The organism is Gluconobacter sp. Dm-74 (genome assembly GCF_018256135.1).
Classification (GTDB): Bacteria; Pseudomonadota; Alphaproteobacteria; order Acetobacterales; family Acetobacteraceae; genus Gluconobacter; species Gluconobacter cadivus.
Genome location: NZ_JAERLX010000005.1, coordinates 43,851 through 68,467, shown reverse-complemented (window position 1 = coordinate 68,467; position 24,617 = coordinate 43,851). Strand labels below are relative to the sequence as shown.

Below are 24,617 nucleotides of genomic sequence, written 5' to 3'. Positions count from 1 at the left end.
TCATGCATCTCGCCATTCTGCGCAGCATCCTCCGTCAAGCCCGGCGTCAGCCGCTGTATCTGGTGCTCAACGTCCTCGGGCTGGGGCTCGGCATGGCGGTCTGCCTCGTGCTGACCCTTCAGGTCCGTTACGAATACAGCTTCAACGCGACCATTCCCGACGCGACGCATATCCTTCGGCTGGACTCCCATCTCATGTTCCCGGGTAGCGCACCGCAGGAATATGCCGATGTCCCGTTCATCGCCTTTCCGTTCCTGCGCACCGATTTCCCGCAGATCGTCGATGCGACGCGCTACGAAACGGAAGACTACCAGCTCCATACCGGCGACAGAAGCATCTCCGCCGACGCCGCCATGGTGGACCCGTCCTTTTTCAACATCATCGCCCTCCCGCTTGAGCACGGCGACGCGCGTTCAGCCCTGAGCAGGCCCGACGCCATCATCCTCTCCGCCGGGACAGCACAGGCCCTGTTTGGCACGACCGACGTGCTGGGACGCACGATCACAACCGATCATGAAGGGCACCGCAGCAGTCAGACGGTTACAGGTGTACTGGCCCGTGCCACAGGTCCGGTCACGATCGCCCCGGACGCCATCACGCCTTTCCCGTCCGATGAAATGCAGAAAGCACAGTTCACACGCTGGGGTTCAAGCTCGGGCAATATCTTCCTGCGTCTGCGGAGCGAAGCCGACCGTACCGCCATCGCAGGGAACCTGACCCGCTTCGTGATCGACCATGCGTCCGGTACGGCGAATGATGACAGCAGCGAGGGCGTTCATCCCGAACGGCGCTTCGCCCTGTCCCTCGTCAGCCTGCGCGAGACGCATTTCAATGACCTGCATGTCGTCGGGGGCGATGACGCGACCGATCGCTCGGTGGTGAATATTCTCGCACTGATCGGCGCGCTCGCGCTTCTCCTTGCCGTGCTTAACGCCATCAATCTCGCCACGGCCCGCTCCGGCCTGCGCGCGCGGGAAGTCGCCATCCGCAAGACGCTCGGCGCCGCGCGAAAGACGCTGTTCGTCCAGTTCGTCGGTGAGGCGATCGCCAGTACCGCCATTGGGGGCGCACTCGCGCTTGCGCTGTGCGAGATTGCCCTCCCCTTTACGGCCGCCCTGACCGGCACGACCCTGCACATGGATTACGGCTTCACCCTTCCCTTCCTTCTCGGAACCGTGCTGCTGACGGGGCTTGCCTGCGGGATCTACCCCGCGCTCATCCTGTCTTCCTACCAGCCCGCGCATGTTCTGGCGGCCACGCGTATGCCGTCTGGCGGACGGGGCGCGGCGCGGCTGCGGAACGGTCTCGTCATCGTGCAGTTCGCCTTCGCGGTGGCCTTCGCCATCTGCACGCTGGTAGTGAACCGGCAGGCCCATTTCATGCAGTCACAGGATCTGGGGTTCGCCCGTGACGGCATCCTGATCAGCTCCGACATCATGACGAGCGACATCGGAAAGCAGCGGGCAATTCTCGAAGCCCTGCGCCATACGCCGGGCGTCGTCTCAGCCTCCCTGTCCGAACTGACCCCGCATATCGACAACCGCCACCGCTTCAACGTGACGCCGGTCGGCCCCCATCGCGAAGACATTCATGTCCTTGGCGATACGGTCGTCGGAGACTACGCCACGACCTATCGGCCCCGCATGCTCGCGGGTCGCTGGTTCGACAGCAGCCATGGCGAAGACGACAGCCCCGGCGACGAAGCGTTCCACAAGTCGTCCGGAAAAACATGGAACGTCGTCCTCAACCGCACGGCAGTGTCCCGGCTGGGCTTTGCCTCACCGGAAAGCGCCATAGGCACGCCCCTCAAAAGCGGTCCCGTCATGCTGCGGGTCATCGGCGTCATGGAAGACATGCGCTTCGTCTCCGCGCGCTATGACGTCTCGCCGCAGATTACGTTCAATTCAACCGCCGCCCTCGATTATCCCCATGCATCGGTCCGTTTCTCGGGCGTGTCCGAAAACATCATGAAAACGCGCCTCAAATCGGCCTGGGACCCGGTTTTCCCTGATGATCCGACCAGTTTCCGCACGGTGCAGGACCGTATGTCCACGTTCTACATCACGGAGCAGCGCCGGGGATTGCTGTTCTCCATCGCGTCCGGCATCGCGATCTTCATCGCCTGTCTGGGCCTGTACGGTCTGGCGTCCTTCACAGCCCTGCGGCGGACCCATGAAGTCGGAATCCGCAAAGCGCTCGGGGCCACGACGCACAACGTGCTGACCCTCATGCTCGGTGATTTCCTGCGCCCTGTCCTGCTGGCCTGTGTCATGGCGGCTTTTCCGGCGCTGTTCGTGATGCGCTCCTGGCTGTCCGGCTTCCACCAGCGCATCGCGCTCTCCTGGCTCGATTTTGCAGCCGTCGTCCTTGTGACCCTGCTTATCGCCGCCCTCACCGTCCTCGGACAGACCCTGCGCCTCGCCCGTGCCGAACCGGCCCGCGCGCTCAGAACGGAGTAAACGCCATGCTTTCCCATATCGCCCTCGTTTTCTGGCGCGGCATTCTCCAGCGCCGCCTGTTCACGACGCTAAACGTGCTGGGCATGGCGCTCGGCATGGCGACGTTCCTGACGCTTGCGCTGATCGTGCGTTACGAATTCACCTTCGATCGCTGGATCCCCGATGCCGGGCACATCTACCGGCTGGATGCCTTCGACGACAAGGAAGCCTCGGTCTCCAGCATCCGGCTGATCGACGCACTCCGCGCGGAGCATCCGGACTGGAACGCAACCGCGATCCTGCGCGGCTTCTCCGGAGCGACCGTCCGCATCAATGACAACGCCTGGGACGTTTTCATCGCCCGGACGGATGCCCATCTGTTCGACGTCTTCGCGCTCCCGCTGGCGGAGGGCGATCCGCGCACGGCCCTTGTTCCTGAAGGCGTGGTGCTGACACGAACGCAGGCGCGGCGTTTCTTCGGCCGGGATCACGATGTTCTGGGGAAGACGCTGGACATCACGCAGAAGAGCCGGACCGAACGGCTCCATGTCACCGGCGTCCTGAAGGACCTGCCGCCGAACACCACGCCACAATTCGATCTTCTCGTTCCGACCTCCACTGCTGCAATGCAGGCCGGGTCCTCGTGGGAAATGAGCGCGGCCGAGACCTGGGTGCGCGTTTCACCAGCCATTGCGTCCCGACTGCCCGATCTTCTCGATGGAATCGTACAGCGTCATGCCGCCGGACTGTCATCGGAAGACGCCAGGGCGTTCAAAATTCGCGCACGTCCCCTCACGACGCTCCATTTCTTCGACGCGACCATTGGCTGGGGCGGGGCAGATGAACGCCTGCCGATCATTCTCGGTATCGTCGGGCTGCTCGCACTCGGGGCGGGACTGGTCAATTTCGTCACGCTCTCAACAGCCCTTGCCGCAACCCGCGCGCGGGAAGTCGCAATGCGCAAGGTGCTGGGCGCCACGGTCCTGACACTGGGACTGTCTTTCACGGCGGAAGCCATCGGTCTGGCCCTGATCGCGGCTGTCGTCGCGCTCGTCCTGACCGAACTGACGCTGCCCTGGATCAGCACCTTAAGCGGCTGGCCGGTCGGCCTCGATTTCGGTTTCGCCCTGCCCCTGCTGCTGGCATCCGCCATCATCGGCGGGGCCTGCGCGGGGGCCTATCCGTCCTGGATGCTCTCACGCTTCCGCCCAGCGGCTGTTCTCGCCTCGGCCCGGATGCCGGGAAGCGGGCGTCTTGGCAGCCGTCTGCGGGAGGGGCTGACCGTCGCTCAATTCGCCTTCGCCGTGACGCTGACGATCTGCACACTGGTCATCTGGCGCCAGACCCATCTGCTCCAGACGATGGATCGCGGCTTTCACCAGTCCGGCCTCCTGATGAGCTATCTGCCGAACGAACAGGCCGAGCGCCTGCGCCAGCAACGCCTGAGCGATCTCGTCCGTGGCCTGCCCGGCGTCACCGGCGTCACGGTTGCGGACGACGCACCCGGCGGCGGAAGAGCGGGCATAACATTCGATACGACCCGTCCGGGACGCTCAGACCCGCCGCCTCTGCTGGCCGTAGTCGCGATGCAGCCCTCCACGCTGCCTGTCTGGGGCGCGCATCTCCTCGCCGGTCGCCTGTTCGACACGAGCCACGACTATGACAGCCGCGCAATGCCAGTCGCACCGTTCGACAGCTTTCTGAGCGGACAGAGCTGGACATTCGGCACCCACAACGTCGTCCTCAACGAGTCCGCCATCCGCGCGCTCGGCTTTACGAACGCCGCCAGTGCCATCGGAGCGCCCATCACACTGCACGGCAAGGACGTCCAGACGGTCATTGGTGTCGTCGCTGACATGCGGTTCAAAAACAGCCGCGCCAGTGTCACGCCCGCACTGTATTACGCCGTATCCGGCCCGATCGGTTACGGCGTGCTCTCCGTCCGCTTCGACCACGCTCCCGAAAATGCCATCCGGACTGCGATCGCCACGGTGTGGAAGCAGGTCTACCCAGAAAGCGCGCTGAATCTACGCAGTGTCGGCGACATCATCGACAACGACACCCGGCCGGAAAAACAGCGCGGAACGCTGATGATCGTCGCGTCCTTCGTAACACTGTCGATTTCCTGCATCGGTCTGTACGGCATTGCCGTGTTCAACGTGCGCCGCCGCCTGTTCGAGATCGGCGTCCGCAAGGTGCTGGGCGCAACGGCGGAACAGGTCACGCGGCTTCTGGTGCTGCAATTCCTGCGCCCCGTCCTGATCGCAAACCTCATCGCCTGGCCGGTCGCCTGGTGGGTGATGCGGGGCTGGCTGTCCGGGTTTGACCGGCGCATCAGCCTCTCCCCGCTCCATTTCGCCCTGACCGCGCTGATCGTGCTGGCGCTCGCCACACTCACCACCCTGCTCCAGATCCGCCGTGGCGCCCGAAGCGCGCCCGCCATCGCTCTCAGCTCCCAGTAAGCCCCCGCTTTTTCCGGACCCGATACGCCCATGACCCACCGTAAAGCCCTCCTCTTCGCCCTGCTGGCCTCGGTCCCCGCTCTTCTGCCCGCTCCGGCGGAAGCCCTGACACTTCAGGAGGCGCTGGCGCTGGCCTATCGCAGCAATCCAACATTACGGGGGGAACAGGCCAACCAGCGCGCCGTTACCGAAAACTCCGCACAAGCCCGTTCCGGCTGGCGACCGACCGTTCAGGTCAACATGGATGCTTCCTACCAGCAGGGACCTTATACCAGCGCCTTCGCGCTAGGGTCCTATACGTCCAATTCCGCTGAAGGATATGTTTCGGCGAAACAGACGCTCTATTCGTTCGGACATGTTGCCAATCAGGTGCGCGCGGCGGATGCGCGCTCGCGAGCGGAGCTGCACCAGTTGCGACTGACCGAGGCACAGGTCTTCACCGGTGTGGTAACGGCCTATATGAACGTGTTGCGAGACCGGAACATTCTCGATGTGCGCCGGGCCGATCTGGACATGCTCACCCGTCAGGTACAGCTCACAACATCCCGCTACACTCTCGGCGGGCAACCCTCCGAACAGGTGACGCGCACGGATGTCGAACAGGCGGAAACCCGGCGTCGTTCGGCGGAAGTCGCCGTCACGCAGGCTCAAGCCACGCTCGCGGCCTCGGTCGCGCAGTTTCGCGCGGTCATCGGGACGGAGCCGGACACACTGACGATGCCTGAGGGGTTGCCCGGCCTGCCCGCGACACTGGATCAGGCGCTAAAAACCGCACTGGCGCTCAATCCGCAGCTGATCCAGATGCAGGAAACCAAAAAAGCCACCGCCGCCGATATCGACACCGCGCGCTCGCAATGGGGCCCTCAGATTCAGGTACAGGGGACGTTCGGAACGATCGGCCCGGCCTCCCCGTTCCACGGCGACCAGTATGGCGAGCAGGTAACGGGCCTCGTCCAGCTCGTGCAGCCGATCTATAATGGCGATCTGTATAATTCGCAGATCCGTCAGGCCCGCAACAAGGACGAACAGGCCCGCGAGAGCGTCGAACTCGCCCGGCGCACCGCCTTGCAGGACGTGGCGACCAACTGGCACGCGGTCGAAAACGGGCTGCAAGCCATCCGCGCCGGGACGGCGGAAGTCCACTCCGGCGAGACCTCCCTCAAGGGCTATCAGATCGAATATGGCTACGGCCTGCGCAGCACGACCGACGTGCTCTATGCCGATCAGAACCTGCGCTCGGCACAGGTGGAACTCGCCGGCAGCCGCCACGACACCATCGTCGCCGAAGCCACCCTTCTCGCCTCGATGGGCCGTCTGCAGGCCGACGACCTGTTGCCAAACCTTCCGCATTACGACGCCGCAGCGAAGCTCCAGCGCGCCCGCACGCGCGGCTGAGAACCCCTTCAGGCTCCGATCTCCGCCATCGACAAGGCCGGTTGGTAAGGAAAAAAACGATGTTCGCAGAGACCTTCAGAGCAACCTGGCGCACCCTTACCGCCCAGAAACGCTATACGCTTCTCAATCTGGCGGGTCTGGCGCTCGGCATCGCCGTTTTCCTCACGATGGCGCTGATCGTGCGCTACGAAACCAGTTATGATTCCAGTGTTCCCAACGTCTCGCATCTCTATGCCGTGGACGAAGCCTTCCGCCCGGCCGGACACGCACCGGCCGACAGCGATTTCATCAGCTTCGTGCCTTTCCCGTTCCTGAAGCAGGATTTTCCCGAAATCAGCAGCGCCATAAGGGTTCTACAAGAAACGCTCGTAGTGCGGGGCGGGACGATCCTCGCGCAGGAAAAGGTGACGATGACGGACCCGGAATTCTTTTCCGTCTTCGTACTGCCCCTGCTCGCCGGAGACCGCGCCACCGCACTGGATGGCCCTGGGAAGGTCGTGATTTCAGCCGATATGGCGCGAAAATACTTTGGAACCGAACAGGCGCTGGGTAAGCGACTGCGGATCGATAACGGTCAGACGGATGCAATCGTGACTGGTATTCTCGCCCCCCAGCCACCGAACCAGACGATGCAGTTCGACGTCATCGAGGTTATTCCGACAGGCTGGCTCTCCAAGCCCGCCTTCACGAACTGGGGTTCACTCTGGGGCACAATCTGGCTCCGTATCGACGACCCGCGCGACATCCCGCGCATCCACGCCGGTCTTGCCCATTACCCCTACACACATCCCGGAAACTGGACGAAGGACATGCTTCAGGACATGTTCGGAACCGGCGGGCTGGACCTGCTTGCGCTGAAAGATTTCCATTTCCACGCGGCCGACATCGGAGAAGGCGGCAACAGCCGGGCTCTCATCCGCATTCTGGGCCTGATCGGACTGGCTGGTCTGGCCACGGCCATCATCAACTACGTCAATCTGGCCACTTCACGCTCCGCCCTGCGCGCGCGTGAAGTGGCGGTCCGCAAAGTGCTGGGCGCAACACGCCCGCGCCTGATCGCACAGTTCATGACCGAAGCCTATCTGATGGTCATGATTGCCGCCATTCTCGGAACGGCACTGACGGAACTCGCCCTGCACTGGGTCAATCTGTGGGGCGGCTGGACCCTCTTGATGGACTGGGGATTCGTTCTGTCGGTTGATGCGCTGGTCGTACTGGGGGCCGGAACGCTGGCGGGCTTCTATCCCGCCCTGATCATTTCCAGCTTTCGTCCCGCTGCCGTCCTCGCCGCCAGCAAAACCCCTGCGGGCGGACGGATCGAGAGCGGACTGCGTTCCCTTCTGGTCGTGCTTCAGTTCAGCTTCGCCATGACACTCGCAATCTGCAGCCTCGTCATGAGTCTTCAGGCGCGCCATGTCCGGACACTGGATCGTGGCATGACGCAGGACGGGCTGATCGTCATCCCCGCACTCGACGACGCCTCCCTTCTCAGCCGCCAGCGCGACATCATGGCCCGTCTGGCACAGGTTCCGGGTGTCCGGATCGCAACACGCTCAGACATCTATCCCTATAACGCCGTCAACAACGAGGACTGGCTGCTCGTCGGCCACCCCGAAAAGCACTCGATGAACTGGGGACGCGCAACCGAAGGGTATTTCGACGCGATCGGCGCGCATCTTCTCGCGGGGCGGTTTTTCGATCCCCACCATGGACAGGACTATCCCGCCAGCCCGTTCACAGCAGGCAACGGCACCAGCGTCATCCTGACGCGCCTCGCCGCCGAACGCTTCGGGTTTGCGTCTCCGCAGACTGCCATCGGAAAAGATATTCAGGAATCAGGCGCGCCTCAAACCTATCATGTCATCGGCGTCATCGACGATATCCGGATCCATTCGGCAAACGCCCCCATGAAACCGCTGCTGTTCACAGGGGCTTCCGGCTCGTTCCCCTATATCGGCGGCCTGATCCGCTATAACGGTGCCTCCGCGCAGATCGAAATGGAGCGTCTTGCAAAAGCCTGGGCCGAAATCGCACCGGACGTCGCTTTCTCTGCCCGGACAGCGTCCGACCTCTTCGCCGAGGACTATCGTGCAGATGAAAGCCACGGCGCACTGTTCGGTATCGGATCGACCGTCGCCATCGCCATTGCCTGCCTCGGACTGTACGGTCTCTCGGCGTTCAATGTCTCAAGACGGCGTCAGGAAATCGGCATCCGCAAGGTCCTCGGTGCGGGAACGCGGGACGTGCTGTGGCTTCTCCTCACACAGTTTCTCCGCCCGGTCGCTTTCGCCAGCCTGATCGCATGGCCCGCCTCCTGGGGCCTCATGCGGATCTGGCTGTCCACATTCGATGACCGGATCAGTCTGACGCCCCTGCCCTTCCTCGCCGTTACGGCCGCCGCCATCTTCATCGCCGTCCTGACGATCATCACCCAGACCCGGCGCATCGCAACCCTGCCCCCCGCCACTGCCCTACGCCAAAACGGATAACAGGCCGCACAGACAGCTCCCTCACGAAACCCAACCATGAATTAAATTCATAGAACAATGAAATAAAATCATTTTTGCTCACTGAACCTCTCGGGCATAACAGCATCCAACGCGTCCCAACATAACCGGCCTGAAAACTGCCGATTGGAAGCTGCACACACGTAAAATTCTCTACAGATCCCCATCATGGTCTGGAGAATTTCTGCCCGAGCAAGGTGAAACAGGAATGTCTGCCGAATTTACATTCTCTATCAAAAAAACCCGGTTTGATGAAGACTACACGCCTTCGGACGACACACGCCTGACAACCAATTTCGCCAATCTGGCCAGAGGGGAACACCGGCGGGAAAACCTGCAGAGAGTTCTGCAGATGATCGATAACCGCTTCAATTCCCTCGCGCACTGGGACAACCCCAAGGCAGATCGCTATTCCATTGAGCTTGAAATCATTTCCATCGAAATGAACATCAATGCTGATGCAAAGCGTGACGTCTTTCCGCTCATTGAAATTCTCAACACGACCATTGTCGACAAGGTTAAAAACGAGCGGATCCCGGGCCTCTCGGGAAACAGTTTTTCGTCCTATGTTCGCGATTATGATTTCAGCGTCCTGCTTTTGAACCACAATCAGGGCCGTTCAGAGTTTCAGGTTCCCGATCAGTACGGCGATCTGCATGGCAATCTGTTCAAGGCAGCGATCCATTCGGCTGATTATAAGGCCCTGTTTGGCAAGGCACCCGTCATCTGCCTGAGCGTTTCCAGCAACAGAACCTATCACCGAACCGAAAACCATCACCCGGTTCTGGGGACCGAATACGAACAGCGCGAATTTTCCCTGACCGATCAGTATTTCGGGAAAATGGGCATGAAAGTCCGGTATTTCATGCCCGCTTTTGCTACCGCGCCGCTGGCATTCTATTTCATCGGCGATCTTCTGTCAGACTATTCCGATCTGGAACTGATCAGCACGATCAGCACGATGGAATCCTTCCAGAAAATCTACCGGCCGGAAATCTACAATGCCAATTCCCCGGCATCCGACTGCTATCAGCCCACCCTGAAGCATCAGGATTATTCGCTGACCCGCATCGTTTACGATCGTGAGGAGCGCAGCAGGCTGGCCGTTGAACAGGGCGTGTTCACGGAAGAACGCTTCATCAAGCCGTATCAGGACATTCTGGGACAGTGGTCTGCCCAGTTTCCCGCCTGATCCATCAAAACCACCAAGGCCGCAATCATCATGAAAACACTTCTCCCGACCTCGACCGCAGGCAGCCTGCCGAAACCGTCCTGGCTCGCAAAGCCGGAAACACTCTGGTCCCCCTGGAAACTTCAGGGTGAAGAACTGGTCGAAGGCAAGCAGGATGCCCTGCGTCTGACGCTGGACAACCAGAACCGTGCCGGCATCGATATCGTCAGCGACGGCGAACAGACGCGCCAGCATTTCGTCACGACATTCATCGAACATCTGAGCGGCGTCGATTTCGAGAACCGCCAGACCGTCAAGATCCGCAACCGTTACGACGCGAGCGTGCCGTCCGTCGTGGGCGCCGTGTCGCGCGAAAAGCCCGTTTTCGTCGAGGATGCCAAGTTCCTGCGCAAGCTCACGGACAAGCCGATCAAGTGGGCTCTCCCCGGCCCCATGACCATGATCGATACGCTGCATGACGCGCATTACAAGAGCCGTGAAAAGCTGGCCTGGGAGTTCGCCCGGATTCTGAATCAGGAAGCCCGTGAACTTGAAGCGGCTGGCGTGGACATCATCCAGTTCGATGAACCTGCCTTCAACGTTTTCTTCGACGAAGTGAATGACTGGGGCATTGCAACGCTGGAAAAGGCCATTGAAGGCCTGAAATGTGAAACCGCAGTCCATATCTGCTACGGCTATGGCATCAAGGCGAATATCGACTGGAAGAACACTCTGGGCTCGGAGTGGAGACAGTACGAGGAGATTTTCCCCAAGCTGCAGCGGTCGAACATCGATCTGATCTCGCTGGAATGCCAGAATTCGCGCGTTCCGATGGATCTCATCGAACTTATCCGCGGCAAGAAGGTGATGGTCGGCGCCATCGACGTAGCCACCAGCACCGTTGAAACACCAGAAGACGTCGCCAACACGCTGCGAAAGGCCCTTCAGTTCGTCGATGCGGACAAGCTGTATCCGTCGACCAACTGCGGAATGACCCCGCTGTCCCGCCAGGTCGCAACGGGAAAGCTAAACGCCCTGAGCGCAGGTGCTGCAATCGTTCGGAAAGAACTTCTGGGCTGACCTGTCTGACGGAGTGGAGGTCGGCATAGCGGCCTCCACTCCACGTCCTGTTTTACGGGATCAGAACGTCCTGATCCCCGGGACTGGCCGCAAATTTTATGAAATTGGTGAGATACTGGACATCCTCATCCGTTTCGCGCCGTCCCAGAAAAATCTGCTTGGCAATGCCATGTTTGCCAATCCTGATGGCGTGCAGATCAAATCGTGTGGCGTATTCCTCCACCAGCCATCGGGGAAGAACGGCCACGCCCCGGCCATGCGCGACCATGACCAGCATGATATCCGTCGTTTCGATCTGCTTCTGCTGACGCGGCGCAATCCCGGCGGGCTGTAGAAACTGCGTGTAAATATCCAGTCGTTCCGTCGGCACCGGGTAAGTGATGAGGATCTCATCCGCCAGCTGCTCGGGTGTGACACATTGTACATCCCGCAGCCTGTGGCCGCTTCCAACCACAAGCACGAGTTCATAGTCAAAGACGGGTGTGAACTTCAGTTCCGGCTTGTAGAGCGGATCCGGCGTTACGAGGATATCAATCTCGTTGCCCAGCAGCGCCCCAATCCCCCCGAACTGGAATTTCTGCCTGACGTCCACATCCACTTGCGGCCAGCGTTCCAGATACGGCGAGACAACGTTGAGCAGCCATTGATAACACGGATGGCACTCCATCCCGATCCTCAGCGTGCCGCGCTCTCCATTAGCAAACTGCACCAATCGTTCTTCAGCCAGAGAAAACTGTGGCAGGAGCCGGTTCGCAAGCGAAAGCAGCCACTGCCCCGCCTGCGTCAGAACCAGCGACCGCCCCTCGCGGCGCCAGATCTTCACGCCAAGCTGGATTTCAATCTTGCGGACCGCATGGCTCAGGGCAGGCTGCGTCAGGTTCAGCCGCGCCGCAGCCGCCGTCAGCGACCCCTCCCGGGCGACTTCCTGAATAATGGTCAGATGATTGCGTTCGAGAATGGCCATACCCTGTCAGTCATATGCACAAAACTCATATGCCGACAGGGAAATGTTCTTCCTGAAGCTCTGTGCTTAGTAGAATTTGAGCGTGTCGGCCTGAAGCCACGCGGTCGTTCCCGGAGCACAGGAAAGACCGATCTCCAGATCGGTGATGTCCCGGCCTGTCCAGGCCCTGTGATGCGGATTGTCCACGCTGGTCAGACTGGTGAACGGAACCCGGATCGTCTGCCAGTGCCCAGACAGCGGCAGGGATGCGCTCCAAGACGCTCCGACCGTTCCATTGGCCGTCATGCGCGCATCGCAGGACGATCCACGCACCTCAACGGAAATCCCATGATAGGCCGAGACATCCACGGGCAGGATCGCGCCGGTCGAAAGCGGCACGGAAACACCCGCGTAAGGCGTCTTCTGCTGTGCCATGGTCGCCGTCATGAACAACACATGCCCTTTGCCCGCCTCGCGCGGCATGACTCCGGAGACCTCGACCGTGCGGTCCGGTCCGCGATCCATCGTATCGGTCCGCAGCGTATCCAGCGAGGAACGCCCATCCGTCCGCTCAAAATCATCCACAAGTTTCGCGGCAGGCACCGGCGCAGGCCATCCGGGCCGCCCGTCGGCAGGCGGAGCTTCAAGCCCGTAGAGCGGCTTTCCATCCACCATGGTCATTGCCACATGATGAATGTCGGAAATCGTCTCCCAGGGCCGTCCATCAAAAACCGTGATATCCGCCCGCAGACCCGGCGCGATGACACCGCGGTCTTTGTCCTGCCCGATCAGGACCGCACTGGAATGCGTTGCCGCCGTCAGAGCCTGCGCCGGCGTCAGACCGGCACGGACCAGAAGTTCAAGTTCATGAAGCGTTGAAAGACCATGCGGCGTTGCGGGCATTCCGGCATCCGTGCCCACACCGATCACCACACCGGCGCGGAAGAGCTTGCGGACATTCCGCAGCGCATTGTCGAACAGGACGCTGTTCGCAACGACCTTGTGATCGGAAGAATGAACCCATTTGTTTGGATCGAAAACTGAGAGGGTCGGGATTTCACCCATCCCGCTCTCCCGGATGACGCCGACTTCGCCATCGGTCAGCACCCGGTCCTGAAGACCATGCGCCAGCGAATCAACCTTTGCCCGCGCCGCAATCAGCCCCCGTTCGACGGTCAGGGTATGGGTCATGACTTTGAGACCCTTGACGTGAGCCTCCGCCACGGCCGCCGCCAGCGTGGCTTCGTTCATGCTGGTGTTGTCGGGCATGCGATTATAGCGCCAGCCATCCGAGAAAATCTTAATCAGATCCGGATGATACGCCACCACCGCGTCAATCGCTGCTTTCGCGCTGTCCGGAGAACTGATCCAGCGCGTCGTGTTCTGGTCCGCCCAGTCTGCACCATGGCCGCCCGGCGTGCTGATCCGGGCCGCAAAATTGACATGCGGCGCATCGAGCTTCGCCAGCCACGCCTGCAAGGGCGCATAGGCTTCCGGCGCTTCGTTGAAATCGCTGACCGTCGTCACGCCCGAACGCAGATAGGCGGCGGCGATGGACGGAAAATCAGATGGCTCACCTGCCACGGTCCAGTGCGTGTGAAGATCGAAAAGTCCCGGTGTGACAGCCATGCCGTGCACATCAATGACATGCGCATCGGAAGGAATGGCGATGTCCTTTCCAACCTCCGCAATTCTGCCATCACGGATCACAATGGTCTTCCGCGCCACCGGAGCGCCCGTGCCGTCAAAAACGACGCCTCCTACGATTGCAGTCGTCTCCGCCATCGCCGCCGGAACAGTAGCGCACAGAAACGCTGCTCCAAGGCTCGCGGTCATCAGGGTTCGTTTCATCATCTGCGTTTCTCAGTCCTGGCGTTCAGTCTGGCTCGGAAATGGCCGGTTTCAGATTGGGGCATCTTCCGAAAGCCACCCTCCTTCGCCCCCGCCAATGGGTGTTCCGGGCGGAATATTGGCGGCTGGCCGCGTTGTTTTTAACGCCTCGCGCCCCAGACGTGCCTGATCATGCAGCAGGACACTCATTTCCTGACACCAGACCGCTTCATCCCCCTGCCCTTTGAACGCTGCGAAATTCCCGGCCACCTGCCGGATAGCCCCGGAAAGAGCCAGCGCAACATCCGGCGAGATATGCGGGTCATCGCGCGTCTGGGCCATGCTGAGAATGGTCCGATAGGCAATCCGCCGCTCCAGAGCCGTCTGATGCCGGGACGCGACATCAGCCGTCAGCCTGTTCAGCAGATCTCCAAGACCGGGCAGCGCAGGATCGCGGGCATGTTGCAGAACCATCCGCTCCAGACGGCCCGGCCCGAGCAGGGAATGCAGCGTGATCTCGGCCGCCGTCTCCGCCGCATTGAGCGGATCAAACGTCGAAGATCCGGCCATCCGGAAGACTTCGGTATCGTATTGCGGATCAGAATTGCCATTCACGCCAGACGACAACATGAGCGTCAGCGCTGGCGAGACGCTCAACACTTTCGGAGACAGTGTCTCCAGCAGGGCATCCATCGCCGCATGCTGCCGCTTCGCATCAACCGAGACCGGCAGCGGACTCTGCCCGTCAACAACGGCATAGCGGTAATCCAGCCCGCCGATCAGCTTGCCGACAGCCTCGACGTCATAACGATGCACCAGCCAGAGCGGAACGAATTTGCGACGCAGGTCGGACAGCCGCTCTCCCGGATGCAGGACATGAGGCCCAAAATGCGACAGCGCGATCTCACGCACCTTCAGCATCTGCCGCAGATCGTCCGGCGTATCGCCGCCATCCGTCCACATATTATTGCCAGCGAGTGCGGAATCGCTGTCCCGACCGTCGATATCGGTTCCGAAACGCATGCCCTGCGCCTCAATGGCTTTGGCCTTGAGCGCGGCTGCTTTCTCCGGATCCTCGCCCGGTTTCGGCTGGCCGTACAACCAGTCGATGGCATAGCGGTCCCAGGAGCCGACACCCTTCGCATACGCATCGGAAAAATCGAGCTTATCGCCCGTTATCCCGATCCGGGGGCCGGGATAATCCATGACGGAAGCCCGGTCCTGCGTGCTGGCATAAAAATTATGCACAAGGCCAAGCGTATGACCGACCTCATGAACGCCAAGCTGCCGCAGTCGGTCCAGCGAAATCCGGACAGGATCATCGGCCCGGCCGGTATTCTCGTCCTCAGTCCCCGCCAGCGCCTCGAAGATGATGAGATCCTGCCGAAGCCGAAGCCCTTCCAGCACGACGTTTCCGCGCAGCACTTCGCCCGTCCGCGGATCAATCACACTGATCCCGTAGGAATAGCTGCGGGTCTGACGCTCATTCCAGTTGACAATGTTATAGCGGATATCCTGCGGATCGACGCCCGGCGGCAGAATCTTCACCTGAAACGCGTCAATATACCCCGCAGCATCAAACGCGTTGTTCCACCAGGCGACACCCTCGGCCAGAGCAGTCCGCACAGGCTCGGGCGCAGCATTGTCGATATAATAAACGATCGGTTTTACAACCCGCGAGCGCGCTGCGGATGGATCGGTTTTGACCAGACGGAAACGGTTGGCATACTCGATCAGAACATTCTGTCCCAACGGTGCCCCGAAATCATAAACCGCTGTCCCATGACTGCCCGAGCGGATATCCAGCCTGCGCGGCACATATCCCGGCCCCGGAAGACGCACGAGCGAATGATGGACAATGAAGCTGATCTGATGCGGATCTGGGGAAAGCTGGCTGACTTCCTTTCCCGGAGCGTCGGATGCAAAGGTCAGAACGGATTCCGCCTCGATATTGTCCGGAAACGCCTTGACGCTGGCTGAGTCCACCTGACTGAGGGCGGCAAGCTGATGAAATCCCTTTCCCCCGGCCTCAACCGTATCCGGCAGCTTCATCCCTCCGCCATTGAGCGTTTCGGCAATGGCCATCGTGTCATGGGTATAAAAAGGCGTGAGATCGACCACCGTATGCCCGGCCTGATCCACCGAAACGATATCCAGCATCGCAATCACGCTGAACGGAAAGCTTCTCTTGACCCCTTCCCGAACGTCCGCATCCCCTTGGGACATGAATTTCGGATTTTCAAAAATTACCGCAACCCGCGAGCCGATCCGGCGAAAAGCCAGAATATGCGTCGGCCCGAGCATCCCGTGATCCAGCCGGATATTGGCCGACCCGATCCCTGTCCGCAGCGCACTGGCATAAAGATAGCGTCCATACAGCCCATCACTGTCCGGCGCGGGAAGCGAAACCAGTATTTTTCCGTTATGGGCATCGACACGAACAGCCAGCAGTGGCGCCTCTTTCGCCTCCTGACCAGACGCCGACACCCCGATCCCCAGACCCGCAGTCGCAATGGTGCTCACAAGAAGCAGAAAACGGAAATTTCGTGACGGGTGGAAAAATTTCAAAGGCAACATGAAGACTTCCTGCTTTCTCCGGGAAAGAGCGAAGAAGTTCAGGAGACCATTCCCGAACACAATCCGCCCTTTTCCGGAGGCGATAAACGGCCTGTTTTCAGAAATTCGCAGTAACGGCGACGCGGAAAACCCTTCCCAGATAATTGTAGAGGGACTCATTGGTCTGGGCATAGGCAGGCACGTTGTTTCCGTCAGGCCCGCTCCCGATCAGAACCGGTTTCGAATTGAGCATGTTGTTCATGACGAACGTCGCTCTGACAGGGTGGTTATAGGCCGTGAAATCATAGGCGATGGACGTATCGAAATAGACAGCACCCTTGATGTGGTTGTTGTTGATCGTCCGATGCTGCGGCGTCGAAACCGGGCAGTTCGTGGTGCACTGGACATAGTCGTTGCCATAAACACCCGAGCTGAAACCACGCGCCACAAGATTGAACGTGTAGTTGTCCACCTTATAGAAAGAACTGATCCGGTAATTCCATTTCGGTGCGCTGTAATCGCCCGCCAGACTGCCGCCATTCACGCCAGCATAGTTGATCGGATAGACGTTGTTATCAACCGTATTGGAGATGTAGTGCGTGATTTCGCCATGGACCGAGAATGTCCCCGGCAGCTTCTTCCAGATCTTCGCAAGGCGGAACCTGTAGCTCGCCTCGATATCCAGCCCCCGCTCCTTCTGGCTGGCAAAGTTGAACGGCTGCAACAGGATGCTCTGCAACACGCCATTCGAATAATGAATGTTGTTGCACCAGGCCGTTCCGCCGGAATAGCAGAAATCAACGGCATTCTGGCCCGTGACGGTCCCGATCGCATTACTGATATTGATGCTGTAATAATCAACCGACGCCATGAAACCGGGCAGGAAACGCGGACTGAGAACTGTTCCCACGGTCCAGGTGTTCGAGGTTTCCGGTGAAAGATTGGTATTGCCAGTCCGGATCTGCGTGAAAGGCTGTGAACCTGGATCAGGGGAATTGGCCGGCAGAACCACGGTATTGTTCAGCGATGTTCCCGCAGCATAAAGCTCGTTCAGATTGGGCGCGCGGATATCATGGCTGTACGTCCCACGAAACTTGATGTCCTGAATAGGCGCATAAGTCGCACCCGTCTTCCAGGTCTCGACACTTCCGGATGTGGAATAATCCGTATAACGCCCGGCACCATTGATATCGACGCCCTTCAGAACCGGCAGATCAAGCTCAACATAGCCTTCCTTGACGTTATAGGAGCCTTTGTTGGCCAGGAAGTTCCCGTACTGCCAGCCTGACTGATAGGCGGAGTTCACATAACCCGACACCGACTCACGCCGCCAGTCGCCCCCCATGGCAATGGCTGCATTTCCGCCCGGCAGATGGAACATGTCCCCCCCGATATCGAAGGAGGCGACATGCTGCTGAAGCACCTGCTCACGCGCTGGCTGTCCCGTCTGACCACCATAAATGTAATTCAGCGCGGCGGCAGACGGCCCGCTCGTGCCAAGACGGTCAATCGGCACACAACCATTGCCGGGATTACTGATCGTCGAACGGCACATGATCTGGCCGTTATGCATAACGGCATCCTGAGCCAGAGCCATCCGCGACACATTCCAGGTATTCTTCAGCCGGATATCATCCAGCGTCCGGCCATACTGGTAATACCAGTCCCAGTGCCAGTTATTTCCCGCAAACTTGAACTTCCCGTTCATCCCGCCGACATAACGAAACACCTGACGGCTCACATCGCTTCCCGGCACCGGAAAGCCCGCATTGCTCGTTCCCATATTGAACGAATTCAGACCGGCCGCAGCCATCTGGCTGGCGACCTGTGAATAATCGCGATTCAGATAGGCATTGTCGCGGTTGATCGTAACCCCGGTACTGGGCGTCTGCTGGTAATAGCTGCTCCCGATATACTTGTTCCAGGAAAACTGGCCGAAGATCTCGGTATGCTCGCTGATGTCGTAGGACGTGCGGTTAAAGACGCTGATACGTTCCTCGCTCGGGGTCAGCGAGTTGGTCCCCACATGCCCTTTCAGCGTCTCCTCCGTATCCCCACCAATCATGTAAGGGCTCGAAGCCGAGCTTCTCACACCATATTTGAGCTGCCCGGTCTGACCCGGTGCTCCAAAATACGTTCCCGCAAGCGGCCCCGAACTGATCAGACCACCCGAGGTATAGGTCGAGGGACCAAACCCTGACCCCACAAGCCGCTGGGGCTGACCATTGGTTGCGGTATAGGCCGGGTTGTTGATCTGGAAATATCCGCTGTCGTTCCAGGAACGATCAATCGTATCCACACCGAACTGCTGGTAATACTGCGCATCCAGCAGCACATGGAGCTTCCCGTTCAGGAAAGTCTTTCCCATGGTTGCGTTGAGCGTGTAATTCGGATCATCCGCATAAGTCGTAAAACCGGTATTGGCCGAGAGCTTCACGCCCGAGAACTTCTTGTTCAGAACAAAATTGACGACACCGCCCACCGCATCGGAACCATACTGCGCGGAAGCGCCCCCTGTCACAACTTCCACACGTTCAACAAGGTTCTGCGGAATGGTGTTGACGTCCACCAGCCCCGTGATGGACGACGGCACCGACCGCTGACCATCAATCAGGATCAGCGTCCGGTTGGCCCCCAGACCGCGAAGATTGACGGAGTTGATCCCGGCCAGCCCCGAAGACAGAAAGCCCGAACTGGTCGCAGACGTACTCCCCTGCGTCACCGCAGGAAGCTGGTTCACCAGATCGGAGATATTTGCCGGAACCTGGGCAGCGATATCCTCATGTCCCAGCACCGTCACCGGCGTGGGAGAACTGAAGCCGTTACGGACAATATGGCTCCCCGTAACCGTCACCTGTTCCGCCGCGCTGCTTTTGACAGACGTGACTTTCTGCAATTCCTTCTTTTTTGCAGAAGCCTTTACGCTCGCCCCAGAGGACGATCTATGTTCGGTTCCGGAACGTTCTGAGGAATTTTTTTTGACTTCTGCTGAAGGCGTTGCAGCATCTTTCACATCAGCCGCACACACAGCCGTCATCGGAAAAACACACAGGATCGACGTCGACAGAAGAGAGCGGGAAAAGCGGCCCAGCGGAAACTCTGTTTGTGCCATTCTAAGACATCCTGTGCGGTATTATGAAAAAAACTTTTACGAAAGTTACCCGATTGAAACAAGAAATTTGTCAGATATTCGCGCTTTGTATTATTTAGAACACTACCAGAACGTCTTTTCCCACAGACTGCAGGTCTCCCAGACATTCTGGCAGGTGCCTAAAAAAGGGCCTTAAAGCTGTAGGAGCAACTCGGTCAGCAGGTTCCATCTCACAGGGATACTGGAGATTTCTATATATTCCTGAAGGGTGTGTGCCCCATCTCCCACGATGCCGAGCGCATCAAGGGTCGGAACTCCCATTGCGGCCGAAAAATTTCCGTCCGAGCCGCCACCCGTAGACAGGTCAAAGAGTGTCTGACCGTCCGAAATGGAAATGGCTTGCGCTTTTTCAACCAGCGCGGCAATTCCAGCGCTTTTCACATATCCGGGGCGGTTGATCTCGCCTTCGACAACGAAACCAACATCCGGATTAACCGCTTTGAGGCCTAGAATACGCTCATTCATTTCTATGCCAGTCGCGGCATCCGGAACACGCAGATCAACGACCGCAGACGCATGTTCCGCCACAACATTGGCGCCTGTGCCTCCGGAAATGAGACCAACATTGACAGTGATGCCCCGGCTTTCATCCGTCATGGCTTCAAGAGCCAGAATCTGATGAGCCAGTTCACGGATTGCACTGCGGCCTTCAGCATGCGCCCGACCGGAATGAGCGGGGCGGCCATGACATGACAGGAAGTACCGCCCAACGCCTTTTCGACCGCTCACGATGCCATTTCCCGGACGTCCCGGTTCCGTTACAAGCACATATCTGGCTTTGGAGGCTTCCTCTTCGATCAATTGACGCGATGACGGGCTGCCAATTTCCTCATCCGACACAACCAACATTCGTATGGGCAAAGGCGACTGCCGTGACAGTCTGGCCAGCGCCCGGAACCCCAGAAGAACGCCCGCTTTCATGTCAGCAATACCCGGCCCGTACAGCCTGTCTTCTTCCTGTTTCCAAGGCAGATTATGGGCAAGAGTACCGATGGGATGGACGGTATCGATATGACTGAGCAGCAGAATACCTTTTTCATTCGACATCCGTTCGGGATCGAAAAGAACGAAATGATCCCCTAGCGGAACACCACGGGTGTCCATATTGCCGCTGTGAATTTCAGCCGCCAACCCGACATCGCGGGCGCTGGACATGATCAGTCGCCCCAGTTCGTTTACCTTGTCAGGATTAGTGGTCGGCGTCTCAATACTGACCCATTCTTTAAGTTCCGCAAGAAACGACGACAGGTCTTCAGATGACATCTTCATAAAGAAAACTTTCAGAGAACTGGAAAATCAGGGCGTATTGAGGCCAGTCGCCAAAGAGACAGGCCTATCGCGCAGGCGCTTTCTCATCCACAGAAAAGGAACCGTGGACAGCAGGGCCATGACCACCACATAAAAACACCATGAGACAGAACTGCCTGTCCGGTTGATAATCACGGTGAAAATGGGCTGGGCCGATCCGCCAAACACAGTCACGGCCAAAGAATAGGCACAGCCCACCCCCACGGTTCTGACAGGCATTGGAAACAGCCGCGTGAGAATTCCAGTTCCCGTTCCCGAGGCCGCACCATGGAAAATGGCCAGAAATCCCAGAAGCGAAAAAACGACCGGAAACCCTGCGCCATGAGAAAACAGCATGAAAACCGGAACAATCGTACAGGCCAGAATGACACGGCAGGTCACGACGATCGCCGTCTGCCCGAAAGCTGAAACCAGATACCCACTGGCAATCGCTCCGAATGCCGTACCGGCACCGATCGCAATATTCACCGACAGGGCCGGAAGCGCATGGAAATGCAGGTTTTTCCCGGCAAACAGGGCACAGTAGAGAAAGAAATACTGAAGCACCGTCCCACCCGCCGTAATCAGCATGCCTGACAGAACCTCCACAGGCATTCCGGTGAAAACGGACAGGATATGGGGCGGCTTCTGCTGCCCCGGTTCGGGAACAAGGGTTTCCTCCAACGCACCCCGCAGCCAGAGCCCGATCGGCCCGATCATGGCCCCGATGGCAAACGGAATGCGCCACCCCCAACTGGCAAGCTCATGATGGGTCAGCACAAGGCTGAGCAGGGCTCCCAGAAGTCCGGAAGCGATGGTCGCAAAGGACTGGCTCGCAAGCTGCCAGGACGCCGCTCGCCGCGAGGTTTTCGTATCCGGTGCGGACTCCACCAGAAACGCCGTGGCAGGCCCCATCTCTCCGCCGACTGAAAAACCCTGAAGCAGTCGCGCCACAAGAAGCAGGGCCGGTGCGGCAATCCCGATCGTTCTATAACCCGGCAGAATGGCAATCAGCAGAGACCCGACGCACATAGAAAGCAGCGTCAGGGTCATGGCGGCTTTCCGCCCGCGCGTATCGGCATAATAGCCGATCAGCAGAGCCCCCAGAGGCCGCGCGACGAAACCAAGACCGAACACGGAAACCGCCTGCAAAACGCGGACGTAATCATCCGTACTGCCGAAGAAATAATCCCCGATATAGGCCGCATAAGCCGTAAAGACCGTAAAGTCGAAGAACTCCAGCGCATTGCCGACAGTCGCGGCGGCGATCGTTCGGGCGGTTTTTCTGCCTGTCATACATGCTGTCCCTTTTGGGCTGTAACGACGTTCGGCATCATCAGAAATTATAATTCAAACGGCCACCGACAAAACGGGGCGGCCCTGAAATCGCTGTCTGCACATTCGTGGCCTGAGAGCGCGTCAGATCATATTTCCGGTCGGCCAGATTGGTCGCATAAACCGTAGCGGACCATTTTCTCGAATTGGGCTCAAACGTCAGGAACGAGTTCAGAAGGAAATAGGCAGGGACAGTTCGGTAAGGCGGGTTGCCGGGAATCAGACCTTCTGCACCACGATAGGAATAATCAACATCGAAGAGAAAATGATAATGCGGAAGCACATGAATGGTATAAACAGCAGATCCATTCATTGAAATCTTGGGAATGCCACTGTCAACACCATGATAGTTGCTGTAAAACGCCTGCCAGATACCGGTCTTGGCATAATAGGCGTTCACCTGTGCCGCATTGATCGAATGGAACTGGTCATAAACGCCCCGCTGATATCCCACGACCTGCGTCAGGGTCAGATCCCGCGTGGGATGCGCCTCCATGGAACCTTCAACGCCCCAGATGGTCGAGCGCGGCACGCTGACATAAGACCCCACAGACCCATAACTGGGAACAACAATGTTCCCGAGTACCTGCTGATCACGATAATCATAATAAAAGGCCGCGGCATTCAACCGTAGACGGTGGGCGAAGAAATCGTTCTTCGTCCCGATCTCATAGGCCAGAATTGTTTCCGGCTTGATGGGCTGTGCCTGCTGCGCCACGACTGTATTATTGGCCGTAAACCCTCCGGGCTTCATGCCTTTGCGAATATCCGCGTAAAACAGACTGGTCGGCGTTGCCTGATATTCAATCCCGACCTTCCCGGTAAACTGGTTGGCGAGCGCACCATGCGTTCCGAAATTAAGGTCGTTATGCCCAAAGTGAATTGTCGTGAGATCGACAAGCTGCCGGGAGTCCGATTCATGTGAGATACTGCCAACAAAACGCAGGTTTTTCAGAACCTTGTACCCCAGCGTGACATACTGGTTGAACGTCTCTTGCGGCGAACTGAACCTCGTTTCAGACATGTACCCACGCAGGGCGTAATCCGAGAAATCATAATAGTTGTTCTGCTTCTGCATGATCCGGTTGTAATAAAGACCGGCATCCCAGCTGAATCGGCTCGTACTGTCTTTCAGGTTGTGAAAATTGACTTCCTGCGTGAAGGAATTCGCAACCTGAGTGCGATAATCATCTGCCGTGGCATACGGCATACCGTCCTGATCCTGATATTCATGAAGCTGAACGGCATCGTAGGCGCTTGAAATGTCGAGTTGCCCGAACCGGAACCGATGCGCCATCGCCAGATGGAAGCCCCAGTTCAGATCATTGAACTGGGGCTTGGTGTCATGATAGCCGATCAGCTTCGCAAACGCCGGCTTGATGTCCCAACCCGTCTGGTAATAGCCAAGATCGCGTCCATATTGCCCCGCGAAAGCCGAGAGATTGTTATTGATCCTGAAACCCGGAGCTTCCGAGCGGTTCAGGGACCAGTATCCGGTCAGATTGACGTCCGTCTGTTCATCCGGCTGCCAGGCGAGCTTACCGCGGATCGCCCCGGTATGCTGGTCTCCGAGAGACTGTCCGGTATCGCGATTGGTATAGAAACCGCCGCCTTCAAGAAGTTCGGCCGCCAGACGATACTGGAGGTTATGCGTCATGGAACCAGTGACAAACGCATCGGTTTTGCTTCTATTATAAGATGCGAAGTCTTCAGCAATCCCGGCATGAAACTGTTTTTCCGGCGCCTTGGTCGTAATCCGGACTTCGCCGCCCGTCGTGGTCTGGCCATGCGTAAAGCCGGACGGTCCGGGATCAACCCCAATACTTTCGATATCGAACAAAGGCCCGGATGTCATGGACGAAATCGGATACGCCACGCCATCAATATAAGGCATGACCGAAGGCGTATTGTTCATGGTCAAATCATTGAAACCGACACCGCGAAGATGAAAATTCAGCGCACTCGAACCGTACTGGGTTTCAATCTGCAGGTTTGGCGCCAGTTTCTGAATATCTGTCGTGGTGATGACTGCGCGTTGCTGAAGCGTTTCCGAGCTGATCATTGTCGTTGATGAGCCCACATGCTGCTCCGTATTGAAGCGCGTCGGGAGCTTACGCGTCGTAACCTTGATGGTTTCGGCGTCCGTAGCCATTCGCGATGTTGCATGACCCGCATTCTTATGACGCCCTGACGGACTGCCTACGCCCACCGCATGTTTGACGGAATGGGCAGAATGCGTCGGCGCGGCTTCAGCAGGACCAAGAGTTGCGCCAACCGTACCGAATGCCAGCGCTGTTGTGAGTTTACAGCTCCGGGAAAGAACGCGCAGCACCATGAAAAGCTTCCTTGTAGGGGCCTGTCTATAACGTAAGAGCGAATTGCAGGACGGCCCGAATGACAGCGGGGAGAGCCCTACTCGTTTCTTAAATGAAATATTAAAAAACCAATTGAATCCATGCTGT

General features: G+C 58.6%; 13 protein-coding genes. 6 read left to right on the top strand and 7 right to left on the bottom strand.

Annotated elements, in window-relative coordinates:
• Nucleotides 1-2: 2 nt before the first annotated feature.
• From JK208_RS09185 to JK208_RS09160, 6 genes are all read left to right on the top strand, one after another.
• Complete coding sequence (locus JK208_RS09185) at nt 3-2,459, top strand: ABC transporter permease (RefSeq protein ID WP_211575775.1); 2,457 nt, start codon at nt 3-5, stop codon at nt 2,457-2,459.
• 5 nt (nt 2,460-2,464) lie between these two features.
• Entirely contained in the window at nt 2,465-4,900 is a 2,436-nt protein-coding gene (locus tag JK208_RS09180; RefSeq protein WP_211575772.1) for an ABC transporter permease, read from the top strand.
• 30 nt (nt 4,901-4,930) lie between these two features.
• Nucleotides 4,931-6,295, top strand: coding sequence for a TolC family outer membrane protein (locus tag JK208_RS09175; RefSeq protein ID WP_249202061.1), 1,365 nt, complete (start codon nt 4,931-4,933; stop codon nt 6,293-6,295).
• Between the two features lie 59 nt (nt 6,296-6,354).
• Nucleotides 6,355-8,784, top strand: a complete 2,430-nt coding sequence (locus JK208_RS09170) for an ABC transporter permease (RefSeq protein WP_211575770.1) — start codon at nt 6,355-6,357, stop codon at nt 8,782-8,784.
• Nucleotides 8,785-9,010: 226 nt separating this feature from the next.
• The gene (locus JK208_RS09165; protein WP_211575768.1) at nt 9,011-9,994 is read left to right on the top strand and encodes a DUF1852 domain-containing protein; all 984 of its coding nucleotides are present in this window, start codon (nt 9,011-9,013) and stop codon (nt 9,992-9,994) included.
• A gap of 30 nt (nt 9,995-10,024) precedes the next feature.
• Nucleotides 10,025-11,053 carry a methionine synthase gene (locus JK208_RS09160; RefSeq protein WP_194262467.1) on the top strand — a complete coding sequence of 343 codons (1,029 nt, stop codon included), beginning with the start codon at nt 10,025-10,027 and terminating at the stop codon, nt 11,051-11,053.
• A 52-nt stretch (nt 11,054-11,105) separates the two neighbouring features.
• Here JK208_RS09160 and JK208_RS09155 read toward each other — a convergent pair whose 3' ends face one another.
• From JK208_RS09155 to JK208_RS09125, 7 genes are all read right to left on the bottom strand, one after another.
• On the bottom strand, nt 11,106-12,017 hold the full coding sequence (locus JK208_RS09155; RefSeq protein ID WP_211575766.1) for a LysR family transcriptional regulator: 912 nt from the start codon (nt 12,015-12,017) through the stop codon (nt 11,106-11,108).
• A gap of 66 nt (nt 12,018-12,083) precedes the next feature.
• A complete protein-coding gene (locus JK208_RS09150) occupies nt 12,084-13,850 on the bottom strand; it encodes an amidohydrolase family protein (protein ID WP_211575764.1) in 1,767 nt (588 codons plus the stop codon).
• 48 nt (nt 13,851-13,898) lie between these two features.
• Nucleotides 13,899-16,403 carry a zinc-dependent metalloprotease gene (locus tag JK208_RS09145; RefSeq protein ID WP_211575762.1) on the bottom strand — a complete coding sequence of 835 codons (2,505 nt, stop codon included), beginning with the start codon at nt 16,401-16,403 and terminating at the stop codon, nt 13,899-13,901.
• Nucleotides 16,404-16,500: 97 nt separating this feature from the next.
• A complete protein-coding gene (locus tag JK208_RS09140; RefSeq protein WP_211575761.1) occupies nt 16,501-19,278 on the bottom strand; it encodes a TonB-dependent siderophore receptor in 2,778 nt (925 codons plus the stop codon).
• 387 nt (nt 19,279-19,665) lie between these two features.
• The gene (locus JK208_RS09135; RefSeq protein WP_211575759.1) at nt 19,666-20,802 is read right to left on the bottom strand and encodes a M20 family metallopeptidase; all 1,137 of its coding nucleotides are present in this window, start codon (nt 20,800-20,802) and stop codon (nt 19,666-19,668) included.
• 27 nt (nt 20,803-20,829) lie between these two features.
• Nucleotides 20,830-22,116: an MFS transporter gene (locus tag JK208_RS09130; protein WP_211575757.1), complete on the bottom strand. Its 1,287-nt coding sequence runs from the start codon at nt 22,114-22,116 to the stop codon at nt 20,830-20,832.
• A 40-nt stretch (nt 22,117-22,156) separates the two neighbouring features.
• A complete protein-coding gene (locus JK208_RS09125) occupies nt 22,157-24,490 on the bottom strand; it encodes a TonB-dependent receptor (protein WP_211575755.1) in 2,334 nt (777 codons plus the stop codon).
• Nucleotides 24,491-24,617 lie beyond the last annotated feature (127 nt).

Bases quoted from the DNA above. Each gene is read 5' to 3' on its own strand.
- JK208_RS09160 (WP_194262467.1), top strand. From the start codon at position 10,025: ATGAAAACACTTCTCCCGACCTCGACCGCAGGCAGCCTGCCGAAACCG.
- JK208_RS09170 (WP_211575770.1), top strand. From the start codon at position 6,355: ATGTTCGCAGAGACCTTCAGAGCAACCTGGCGCACCCTTACCGCCCAG.
- JK208_RS09150 (WP_211575764.1), bottom strand. From the start codon at position 13,850: ATGATGAAACGAACCCTGATGACCGCGAGCCTTGGAGCAGCGTTTCTG.
- JK208_RS09145 (WP_211575762.1), bottom strand. From the start codon at position 16,403: ATGTTGCCTTTGAAATTTTTCCACCCGTCACGAAATTTCCGTTTTCTG.
- JK208_RS09185 (WP_211575775.1), top strand. From the start codon at position 3: ATGCATCTCGCCATTCTGCGCAGCATCCTCCGTCAAGCCCGGCGTCAG.
- JK208_RS09155 (WP_211575766.1), bottom strand. From the start codon at position 12,017: ATGGCCATTCTCGAACGCAATCATCTGACCATTATTCAGGAAGTCGCC.
- JK208_RS09135 (WP_211575759.1), bottom strand. From the start codon at position 20,802: ATGAAGATGTCATCTGAAGACCTGTCGTCGTTTCTTGCGGAACTTAAA.
- JK208_RS09165 (WP_211575768.1), top strand. From the start codon at position 9,011: ATGTCTGCCGAATTTACATTCTCTATCAAAAAAACCCGGTTTGATGAA.
- JK208_RS09180 (WP_211575772.1), top strand. From the start codon at position 2,465: ATGCTTTCCCATATCGCCCTCGTTTTCTGGCGCGGCATTCTCCAGCGC.
- JK208_RS09130 (WP_211575757.1), bottom strand. From the start codon at position 22,116: ATGACAGGCAGAAAAACCGCCCGAACGATCGCCGCCGCGACTGTCGGC.
- JK208_RS09125 (WP_211575755.1), bottom strand. From the start codon at position 24,490: ATGGTGCTGCGCGTTCTTTCCCGGAGCTGTAAACTCACAACAGCGCTG.
- JK208_RS09175 (WP_249202061.1), top strand. From the start codon at position 4,931: ATGACCCACCGTAAAGCCCTCCTCTTCGCCCTGCTGGCCTCGGTCCCC.